Annotated in this window: 9 protein-coding genes; 5 read left to right on the top strand and 4 right to left on the bottom strand. The window is 64.1% G+C overall.

All coding sequences use genetic code 11. The annotated features are described in order from the left end of the window. A partial coding sequence (locus KAY22_RS19250) for a ParB/RepB/Spo0J family partition protein (RefSeq protein WP_296624893.1) occupies positions 1-1,381 on the bottom strand: 1,381 nt, incomplete at its 3' end. Between the two features lie 160 nt (positions 1,382-1,541). After that, positions 1,542-2,492: a zincin-like metallopeptidase domain-containing protein gene (locus tag KAY22_RS19245; RefSeq protein ID WP_296624892.1), complete on the bottom strand. Its 951-nt coding sequence runs from the start codon at positions 2,490-2,492 to the stop codon at positions 1,542-1,544. Positions 2,493-2,727: 235 nt separating this feature from the next. On the opposite strand from KAY22_RS19245, the gene KAY22_RS19240 reads away from it, so the two are divergent. The 5 genes from KAY22_RS19240 to KAY22_RS19220 are packed head-to-tail and all read left to right on the top strand — an operon-like array spanning position 2,728 to position 8,592. Further along, positions 2,728-3,321: a DUF6088 family protein gene (locus KAY22_RS19240; protein WP_296624891.1), complete on the top strand. Its 594-nt coding sequence runs from the start codon at positions 2,728-2,730 to the stop codon at positions 3,319-3,321. Continuing rightward, a complete protein-coding gene (locus KAY22_RS19235) occupies positions 3,314-4,330 on the top strand; it encodes a nucleotidyl transferase AbiEii/AbiGii toxin family protein (protein WP_296624890.1) in 1,017 nt (338 codons plus the stop codon). Before KAY22_RS19240 ends, KAY22_RS19235 begins: the two co-directional genes overlap by 8 nt. A gap of 23 nt (positions 4,331-4,353) precedes the next feature. After that, a complete protein-coding gene (locus tag KAY22_RS19230; protein ID WP_296624889.1) occupies positions 4,354-5,676 on the top strand; it encodes an SIR2 family protein in 1,323 nt (440 codons plus the stop codon). After that, a complete protein-coding gene (locus tag KAY22_RS19225; protein WP_296624888.1) occupies positions 5,673-7,712 on the top strand; it encodes an ATP-binding protein in 2,040 nt (679 codons plus the stop codon). The genes KAY22_RS19230 and KAY22_RS19225 overlap by 4 nt, the downstream gene beginning before the upstream one ends. Then, complete coding sequence (locus tag KAY22_RS19220) at positions 7,699-8,592, top strand: 3'-5' exonuclease (protein WP_296624887.1); 894 nt, start codon at positions 7,699-7,701, stop codon at positions 8,590-8,592. Before KAY22_RS19225 ends, KAY22_RS19220 begins: the two co-directional genes overlap by 14 nt. Positions 8,593-8,610: 18 nt before the next feature. Here KAY22_RS19220 and KAY22_RS19215 read toward each other — a convergent pair whose 3' ends face one another. Together KAY22_RS19215 and KAY22_RS19210 are read right to left on the bottom strand one after the other, a co-directional pair. Then, positions 8,611-9,048, bottom strand: coding sequence for a nuclease (locus KAY22_RS19215; protein WP_296624886.1), 438 nt, complete (start codon positions 9,046-9,048; stop codon positions 8,611-8,613). Positions 9,049-9,086: 38 nt separating this feature from the next. Then, positions 9,087-10,328, bottom strand: coding sequence for a site-specific integrase (locus tag KAY22_RS19210; protein ID WP_282260884.1), 1,242 nt, complete (start codon positions 10,326-10,328; stop codon positions 9,087-9,089). Between the last annotated feature and the right edge of the window lie 333 nt (positions 10,329-10,661).

The following is a 10,661-nucleotide window of genomic DNA, read 5'->3' as shown; positions in this document are numbered from 1 at the left end:
GAGCGAGGGTGCGATGCGCGGTCAGCTCGATAACGAGGCGCTCGGGCAACGGCTTGATGCCGTCCTCCTCATCGTCCTCCGGTTCCGCGGGCTGGCCGCCGATGGTGATGACGGCGCGTTGAACGGCGGGCGCGGCCGGCTGGCCAGCTTCACCGTCAACCGCCAGCGCATCGCTGCCTTCGGTCTCGACGGGACGTTCATCCTCGGGACGGACATAGCCGCGATCGACCGACAGAGAGCCGTCGGCGTCGAGGCTGATGAAGACGCCGGCGACGGCGATGTCGGCCGGATCGTAGATCGTCGGGCGCTGCTCGAAGGCATCGAGGGCCTGTTCGATCTCGCCGAGACGTGCGTCGACCTCGTCCGGCAGCTCATCGGCTTCCGCATATTCGGCTTCGAGCCGGTCGTATTCGTCGCGCAGCGCTTCGCGGGTGGCGCTCTCCTCCTCGGTCAGGTCGGCCGTGACGCCAGCCAGTTCGCGAAGCCCATGCTGGTGGCCGTAGGGAAAGCTCAAGGCGGCCTCGACCCATTTCCAGCCTTCGCTCGCGATCTCGTCGGCGGTGGTCTTCAGCTTGTCGGCCACCAGGCGGTCGAGCAGGGCCGGATCTTGCAGCCAGCCACCATCGTCCGACTGGAACAGGTCGCGCAGCACGATGCCGCCGGCCGCCTCATAAGCCTCGACGCCGATGAAGACGGCCCTTTTGTCTGAGGCGCGTACCGAGGTCTCGGTCAGCATCCGGCGGATCTGATAGGGCTCCTTCTGCCAGCTATCCTTGACTGCCTCCCAGACCTGTTCCTGACGGGCATGGTCGGAGCTGACGGTGAAGGCCATGAGCTGTTCGAGTGTCATGCCATCCTCGGCGTAGATCTCGAGCAAGGTCGGCGAGACGGAAGCGAGGCGCAGGCGCTGCTTCACGACATTGACGCCGACGAAGAAGGCGGCGGCGATGGCTTCCTCGGTCATGCCCTTGTCGCGCATGGCCTGGAAGGCGCGGAACTGGTCGAGCGGATGCAGCGGCGCGCGTTCCATGTTCTCGACCAGCGAGACCTCGTCGACCAGGATGTCGCTGTTGGCGTCGCCGACGACGCAGGGCACCGGCGCGGTCTTGGCCAGGCGCTTCTGCTTCGCGAGCAGTTCGAGCGCGCGATATCGGCGGCCGCCGGCGGGCACCTCGAACATGCCGCTCTCGGCGCCATCGGCGTCGAGGACGGGGCGGACATGTAGGCTCTGGATGAGACCGCGCCGGGCGATGGACTCGGCTAGCTCCTCGATCGAGACGCCGGCCTTGACGCGCCGGACATTGGACTGGCTCAGCACCAGCTTGTTGAAGGGGATGTCGCGCGCCGACGACAGGGTGATCTTCTGAATGGCAGTCGCCATGTTCGTTACTCCGCGACGGGCGGCCGGGAGCCTCTCTCTCGACCTCCAACCCGTCACGAAGCGAAGCGCCGCCCTCTCACTCTCGGAGGGCAGCGCCAAGCGGGCGGAAAGGCGTAAAGCCGGAAGCCCGCTTCTCCGCCTTTCCGGTTTTCGAAGATCGTCACGCCGCCTGCCGTTCGTCGTCTGCCGCATCGACATCGGCGCCCGGCAGGAACCCGAGCAGCCAGTCGGCCGCCTTGCTGGCCTGGGAAGCGGCGCGCACGATGGCGCGATTGTCCTCGCGCAGCACCTCGAGCCAGGAGCCGATATAGTCGGCATGGCGGACGGTGGGCGCGATGCCGAGCGAGGCGCAGCAGAAGGCCGCGTTGATCTCCGCGATCAGCTCCTCGAAGGCGTATTTCTTCGAGCCGAAGGAACCCGAGAAATCGCGGTTCAGGCGCGAGGGGTGGCCCGTGGCGTGCCCTAGCTCATGCAGGGCCGTCCTGTGCCAGTTGATCGGCTCGAAATAGGCCTGGGGCGGCGGCACCTGCACATAGTCATGCGCCGGCACATAGAAGGCGCGGTCCCCGCCGATGCGGAAGTCGATGCTGGTGGCCTGGATCAGGGCCTCGACCTGCGGTTCGATGAGTCCGGGCGGAGGCGGTGGGGCAACGATGGCGACATCCTCCGGCAGGCCGTCACATTGCGCCGCGTTGAAGACCGTGAAGCGCTTGAGGAACGGGATCGCTGCCGCTTCCTCGCCGGTATCGCGGGCGCGGCGCTTCTCGTCCTCCGGCGTGAAACGGTCGGCATAGACGACGGTGGTGCCCCGTTCGCCCCGTCGGACATTGCCGCCGAGCGACAGGGCCTGGCGGAAGGTGAGCCAGCTCTGGCCGGGAAAGCCGTGCTGGATCACCGCGCCCCAGAGGATCAGCACATTGATCCCCGAATAATGCCGCCCGGTCGCGGCGTTCCTCGGCATAGCGAGGGGCGCCTTGACCGAGGCCGATCCCCAGGGCTGGACCCAGGGGAAGCGGCCTGCCTCCAGCTCGGCGATGATCTTGCCGGTGATGTCGTCGTAAAGGCTCGCCCGATCCGAGCCGGGGCGTGCGCTGGCGTCTTTCCTGAACATCGCGGTTCTCCGCGACGGGCGCCGGAGACCTCTTCTCCAGCCCTCAACCCGTCACGGAAAACCCGGTCCGCACTCTCACTCTATAGGGGGCGTTGCGGGGATCTCCCCGCAGAAGGGGCCGGCCGAGACCCTGGCTCGGCCGCAGGGGAAGGCTTTCCCCCTTATCCGGCCTGTTCTCATGGGATTCCTTGAAAACTGTCAGAAACTCGCATATGTTTCCGACAGGAGAAAGACGATGACACGGCTGACCGAACAGATTTTGTCGCATACGACGGGCCTGCCCGAAGGCGCTCCTGTGTCCGCCAAGAGCCTGCTGCACCTCGGAAACCGGGCGGCCGTGGATCAGGCATTGTCGCGCCTGACGGAGCGCGGGCAGCTCATCCGCGCCGGTCGTGGCGTCTATCTGCGCCCCATCACCAGTCGATTCGGCACGCGCACGCCTTCGGTCGAGCAGGCTGTCGAGGCTCTTGCGACCCAAAAGGGAGAGGTCATCGTCTCGAACGGCGCCGCCGCGGCGAACGCCCTTGGCTTGACGACGCAGGTGCCCGTCCGCTCGGTCTATCTGACCTCCGGGCGCAGTCGAAAGATGCACCTCGGCAAGCAGGTCGTGGAATTGCGGCACGCGCCGCGCTGGCAACTGGCCCTGGCCAACCGGCCAGCAGGGGAGGCCGTGCGGGCTCTGGCCTGGCTCGGCCCGGAAAAGGCGGAGGCCGCGCTCACGACATTGAAGCGGAAGATGCCGCCCGGCGTGTTCGGCGAACTGGTCGCCGCCGCGCCGCAGCTTCCGACATGGCTCGCGCAGAGCGTCGGAAAGGCGGCGTATGGCTGACGTCTTTCTCCAGCTTTCGGCCGAGGACCGGCGCGACGCGCTGGGTGTCGCGGCCGACCGTTCGGGCCGTCCCACCCATCTTCTCGAAAAGGATGTGTGGGTGGTGTGGGCGCTGGCGACCCTCTACGCCGCGCCGCTCGGCGAGCATCTGGTGTTCAAGGGCGGCACGTCGCTGTCGAAAGCCTATCAGGTCATTCGCCGGTTTTCGGAGGACGTGGATCTGACCTACGACATTCGGGCGATTGCACCCGATCTGGTCGGGGACAATGGCGAGGGGCTGCCGAAAACCCGAAGCGAGGAAAAGCGCTGGTCCAGCGAGGTCCGTCGGCGGTTGCCGGCCTGGGTCGCGGAAACCGTGCAGCCCGTGATCGCGAACGCGCTGGCCGCCGAAGGTCTGGCGGCGACCATCCGCGTCGAGGATGACAGGCTCTTTATCGACTATGAGGCGACCGCGGCCGGGTCAGGCTATGTCGCGCCCAGCGTCATGCTGGAGTTCGGCGCCCGCTCGACGGGCGAACCGGCGAGCCTGCGCGATGTCTCCTGCGACGCCGCCGGCCTGATCGACGGACTGGTATTCCCGATGGCGCGGCCGCGCGTCATGCACGCGGAGCGGACCTTCTGGGAGAAGGCGACCGCCATCCACGTCTTCTGCCTCCAGGAGCGGCTGCGCGGCGACCGCTTCGCGCGACACTGGCACGATGTCGCCCGGCTGGATGAAGCCGGCTTCGCGGAAGCTGCTTTCGCCGATCGCGAACTGGCCAACGCTGTCGCCCGGCACAAGTCGATGTTCTTCGCGGAGAAGGCCGCCGACCGCACGCCGATCGACTATGCAGCGGCCGTCAGCGGCGGCCTGCAGCTCGTGCCGGTCGGCGATGGCGCGAACGCGCTGGAGGACGACTATGCCCGCATGGTCGAGGATGGGCTGCTCTTCGATGACGCAGAGCCGTTCGAGGCGCTCATGGCGCGATGTGCCGATATAGCTGCGCGCGCAAACAGCTCGGCCATATAAGAAACTGGGGGATCGGGGGGTATATGAGCGAAGTCGAAGAGGAGCGAAAATTCCAGTTTCTGCGGAACGGCGATGCCGATCCATCGGAACTCGACTGGAACAAGGGGATCGAGAGCGCCCGCCAGGCGATTTCCGAGGCCATGAACGCCAAGAATATCGCGTTTTTGCTCGGCGCTGGATGTTCCTCCCTGATGAGGGACAAAAAGGAACTCGGCATTGCGACCATGGCGCCCCTCGCCAAGGAGTTCTGCGGGGAAACCCTCGAGGCGCGGGCGGCGGGATTCTACGGTGATCCGCCGGTCGTCGGCGCTGCCCCGGCACCGTGGCGGCTGACCAAGAGCGAACTCGACTATCTCGATGCGCTCGGGATCGACCTAGCGAAGGACTACAGCCGCAATCTGGAACGCTTGATGGAGGTGCTATTCGCGCAGCGGTTCGTGCTGCGCCAGAGCGAGAATCCCGATCTTCACCCCTACCGTGCTGTCCTCGACGGCATCATCAAGAAGGTCCAGGACTTCCTATGGACCCGTGTCACTCAAGGGGCCTTCGCCACGGAGGGCGACACCACCGTGCGCGACCTCTACGAGCGGTTCTACAAGAAACTGGTCCTGCGAGATCGGTCCTTGCCCCGGCCGTGGGTGTTCACGACCAACTACGATCATTTCAGCGAATTGGCGATGGATCGGCTGGGCATTCCCTATGCCAACGGCTTTTCCGGCGTCGTGGAACGTCGCTTCAACCCGGCGATCTTCCGCTATGCCCTGGCCGAACAGCTCGACGTCGCCAGCCGCAAGTGGACCGCCGTCGACGCCTTCGTCTATCTCTGCAAATTGCATGGTTCGGTCACTTGGACCGAGGACGATCATGGCCTGTTCCCGATCAAGGAGGTCTGGCCTCCCGAGTCCACGAACCAGATGCTGATCTATCCGACGCCGGCGAAGCAGAACTCTTCGCTCGGCTCGCCCTACGCGGACCTGTTCCGGGAATTTCAGTCCCGGATCGTGCGCGAGCAGAGCGTTCTCATCACGGCCGGCTACGCCTTCGGCGATGAGCACCTGAACAACATCATCTACCAGGCGCTGACGATCCCGACGTTCCGTCTGGTGGTCTTCGCGGCGCCGGATACGGGCGGCGAGATCGCCAAGCTGCGGGCGCTGCGCGACCCGCGTATTTGGATAATTGGAGGCGAGGGTCCTGCCGAGGGGACGAGGGCGCACTACTTCGACATGATCGTCGAGCATTTCATGCCGCAGCGTCCCAGCGACAGGATCGATGACGCCGTTCGCAAGGTGTTGTCCGATCTGGCGCCGAAAAGGGACGACGAGACGAAGGACGTCGAGGCATGAGCCACGACGATCGCAAGCGCGCGATCGGCAAGGTGGTCTCGGTCGCGGCCGACCGCTTCGTCGTCGAGATGCACGCCGGCACGGACAATTTCACGGTCGTCGGCTTCGACGACGTGCATTATGTGGCGCGGCTGGGGTCATTTTTGATGATCCCGTCGCAGTCGGAATATGTCGTGGTCGAGGTTGTCGGCCTGCGTGAACGCGATGCGAGCACGCCGTCCGAGCGGGGCGACTTCGACCGGGCCGGTTCTTCCAAATATCTGGATGTGGTGCCTGTCGGCATGTTGCCGATGCGTGGTGGGGCGTTCCGCTTCGGCGTGTCGGTTTTCCCGTCCCTGTATGCGGACGCGCTCTATGCGCTGGACGGCGAACTCGACCGCATCTTCGAGACCGAGGCCGCCGTCGAACCTTCAGTCGGCCTGAACGGCGGCGCCTGCGAACCCGAAGGGGCCACGCGCTACCGGGTGCTGCCGATCGGTAAATCGGTGGTGTTCGAGAACTACGACATCAAGGTCCGGCTGAACGAGTTCTTCGGCGGTCATGTCGCCGTCCTGGGCAATACCGGCAGCGGCAAGTCCTGCACGGTCGCCTCGGTCTTGCAGTCCCTTTTCAGCAAACCCGAGGAGCATCACGCTCGCGGCGCGACGTTCATCGTCTTCGACGTCAATGGCGAGTACCACGCAGCCCTGAACGCCTCCGCGAAAGAGGGGGCCATCGGAGTCGAGCGCGTCGTGCTTGACGGCACGGCGGCAGGCTTTCGCTTGCCGCACTGGTTCCTGGAGCTGGCGGAATGGGAGCTGCTGCTGCAAGCCAGCGAGCGCACCCAGGTGCCGATCCTGCGCATGGCGCTCGGGCTCTCCACCTTGTTCTCAAATGTGGGGGCCGCAGAACTCAACAGCGTCCGCAATCACATCCTCGCCAAGTGCATCACCCAGATCATGCGCGACGACTCTTCGAGCCCGTCCAAGCATGATCGGATCATTGGCATCCTTCAGCGCTTCAGCACGAACGAGATCAACGCCGCAAAAATCCGGCCATTCATTGCGATCAACTTTGGCCAAATGGCCAACCCTGCGGGGCTGGATGCTTATCTGGTCGGCCCGAACGGCTTCGAGTTGGAGGATCTGAAGCTCCCAGACTATCAGAATCTGCCTTTTGATTTTTCCGCCCTCGGAGACGCGATAGACCTCGCCATCTTGTATGCGGAGGCGCACGGCAATCGGCAGATCCGTGACTACTGCTCCCAGATGGTGACGCGCTTCCAGGCGCTGGAAGATCGTCGGGAGTATGAATTTCTTCGCCACGAGGCGGTCGGTGCTGCCGCCGACAATGGAGAGCTGGAGTTTCTGACCCGGCTGATCGGATTGGTTGGCAAGGGAGCCGGTCACACCAAGGCCAATCAGATCATCATCATCGACATGAATGATGTCGAGGACGAGGTGGTCGAGCTGGTCAGCGCGGTGATTGCGCGGATGCTGTTTCGCCTGCTCCGGCGAGCCGATCCGCGTAACCGCTTCCCGATCCACCTCCTGCTGGAAGAGGCTCACCGTTACATCTCGGCGACGCCATCCCGCTATGCCGTGGACGCGACCAAGATATTCGAGCGCATCGCTAAGGAGGGGCGCAAGTACGGCATGTTCGTGCTCTTGGCGTCTCAGCGCCCGAGTGAGCTGTCCAAGACGGTTCTCAGCCAGTGCTCCAACTTCCTGGTTCACCGCATCCAGAACCCCGACGATCTCTCCCAAATTCGCCAGATGACGCCGTTCATTTCAGAATCGGTCCTGAAGCGGTTGCCGTCATTGCCTCGGCAGCACGCGCTGGTGTTCGGAACCTCGGTCAATCTCCCGACGACATTCAAGGTGCGGGAGGCATCGCCGCGGCCGCACAGCGACGATACCGCCGTGGTCGATTTGTGGTTCCACGAGGAAGGTCGAGCCGCTGATATTCACCTCGCGCTCCGTCCGGCCGACGCCGCTGCGGCGGCTGAAGGGGAGCCGATGGCAGCAAACGCAGCACCGAACGATGACATCTTCTGACCATCTGGAGACCCTGGCGCAGACACTGGAAGCCACGGGAGATTACCGGGTCATTCGGCGTCTCAAGCCGCGCCCTCGCATCATGCCGCCTCCAGGCACGCCGGTGCGCCTTGGCCTGGTGGTCGATGTGGAGACCACGGGGCTCGATCCTCAGCGCGACGAGATCATAGAACTCGCCATGATGCCATTCACCTATGGCTTGGATGGCACCGTTTACAGCGTGGGCGACGGCTTCCAAGGGCTGCGTCAGCCGAGCGAGTCGATCACGCCGGAAATCACCGCGATCACGGGCATCACGAATGAGATGGTGGCCGGCCAGGTTATAGATCCTGTCCAGGTCGCCAAATTCGCGGCGCCGGCTTCGCTCGTCATCGCGCACAACGCGGCTTTCGATCGCCGCTTCCTCGAACGCTTCGCCGAAGTGTTCTCGACGAAGCCCTGGGCCTGCTCGCTCAGCCAGATCGACTGGGCGGCGGAGGGATTCGAGGGCGCGAAGCTCGCCTATCTCGCTCAGGCGGCCGGCTTCTTCTATGATCGCCACCGCGCGATGCACGACTGTCTTGCGACGATCGAGCTGTTGGCGATGCGACTGCCCCGATCTGGCGTTACGGGCCTTAGCCGCCTTCTGGATGGCGCCCGTACCGTCGCCTGGCGCATCTGGGCAGAGAACTCGCCCTTCGACCTCAAGGATGTTCTCAAGGCGCGAGGATACCGCTGGAACGGCGATCCCGGCCCTCAGCCGCGCGCGTGGTATATCGACATTTCCGAAGCCCAACGCGAGGCCGAGCTGCGGTTCTTGAGGACGGAAATCTATCGGTATGAGGTCGATCCCCCGGTCCGGCGGATCGATGCCTATGATCGGTTTTCAAATCGCATTTAAGCGCCACCAAAGGTCGGGCTAACGCTTGCTCTGGTCGTACCCGTTGCCGCCCTCGACGTTTCCGCCCGCCTTCAATAAATCGCCGATGGAGCGTCCGCCGATCCGGCAGGTGGCCACCACGCGGTCGTAGGACTTATGGTTGGCAATGCACTCTGTGTTCCGGCCCGTGGCGAGTCTTTCCAACGCGGCCTTGGCAGCCGGGCCGGTGGGGGAGTGGAGTTCGGGCGCGTAGAAATCCTCTAGCCGGATCTCCACCCAGTTGGCTGGCCCTTGGCCCACGGCCACGCACAGGGAGTCGCCATCGCCGACATAGACCACTGGACCGGAGAAGTGCGCGCCCCGGTGGAGATAGGACGGCATCGGGCCGCGGTCGGGAATGGCCTTGCAGGGATCGGCCTTGGCCGCGGTCGCCGTGGTCAGCGCCGCCAGAAACGCCAGGCCGATTACGATACGCATAGTCGTTTCTCGCTTCCGCTTTATGGGGCGCCGATGGCTCATGCCGCCGCTTTCAGGCGCTTCTTGGCGAGCATCGCGCGAACGAACTTGTCCCATTTCGCCATGCCGGCGCGCTTTTCCACCATGTAGTGCCAGCGGTCATAGTGCTTGGAGCTGACGTCCTGCAACGCGTGGTTCTGGAGGCGGTCGCGGATTTCCTTCGAGACCCCCGCCTTGCCGGCCAGCGTCTTGAAGGTCCGGCGCAGGTCACGGTTTGTCACATAGGGAATCACGCCGCGGTCCCGCTGGCGCCACATGAACGAGTAAAGCGTGCCATGGCTGACAGGCTTGGACGGGTCTGTGGCCGATGGGAAGAACCAGCCGTATTCGTTGACGTTGATGGACGCGAGTAGCTCTGCGGCCAGCCCTGGCACCGGAACGGCATGGGGCTGGTCGTTCTTGGTCTTCGACCAGTCGATGATCTTTTCCTTGGCATCCCACTGGTCGATGTGAAGGCTGGCGATCTCCTGGACGCGCTGGCCGGTCAGCATGATGATCCTGACGGCACGGGTATAGGGCGGATGAACCGGCGTGTCGGGACATTCCAGCCAACGATAGAGCTGCACGAACTCGTCCTCGTCGAGCCAGCGGGTGCCCTTGACCTTCGGTTCGGTCGGAATGCCTGTCGCCGGATTGAAGGGGATGCGAAAGCGGCGAGCCGACTGCTGCCGATAGTCATTGTCGGACTTCATGCCCCAGCCAAAGGCCGCATGGAGGTAGGAGCGCACATGGTCGGCCATCGACTTGGCGCCGCGTTCATAGATCGGACGGATCAGCTCGACGACTTCCTCGGCCTCGATCTCGCGGGCGAGGCGGTTGCGCCCAAGGGTGTCGGCGATCTTGTTGAGGCCCTTCTCGGTCTCCTTCCAGGAGGGCTTATCGGCGGCCTTGAGTGAAGCGACGTACCCCTCGAAGAGGTCAGCGACAGTGCCGGGGCGGGTGTCGGACGCGATCTTGATGCTCCGGCCCTTCTGGATCACGTCGGCATAGTCGCGCTTGAAAACCTCACGAGCCTGCGCGAGCGACGTCGAAGGGTAGGCGCCGATCTTCTTCTTGGTGCGTTTGCCGTCACGCCATTGCTGCGCCATCCAGTCGGCCGTGACGCGCTTCGGCATCGGCTTGAGAACAAGGACGAGCCGGCCAGTGCCGCGCCCCTCGCCATCGGCAAGGTTCTCCTGCTTGCGGCTGATCTCGACGCGCTTCAGCGCATGTCGGATCGCGGTGTCGGTCAGGGCTGGCATGGCGTTTCCTCCTTGTCCGCAACTGGGATCGGTCGAGGAGAAACGGGGATCGTTTGCTGGGAGCGGAAAGCCGTTTTCTATCCCTTCAACCGCCCCCAATTTGCCAGAACCGCCCCCACTACGCAATGTTCAAAAACGCCAATTTCTCTAGTGTTTCAACGGGATTGAGCGTGATCCTGCGTGATCGAAATCAATGAGTGGGGTGGTGTGACGCCAGCCGAAACGGCTAACCCGACTGTAAAAGGTCCGGCGCCTCGCCAGGCGGCCTTCGGATTCATCTTTGCGTCGGCGCTGATGAACTCGATCTCGTTCGGGATCATGCTGCCTATCGTT

Source organism: Rhizorhabdus sp., assembly GCF_018006725.1.
GTDB lineage: Bacteria > Pseudomonadota > Alphaproteobacteria > Sphingomonadales > Sphingomonadaceae > Rhizorhabdus.
This window is presented reverse-complemented; position numbering and strand designations above follow the sequence as displayed.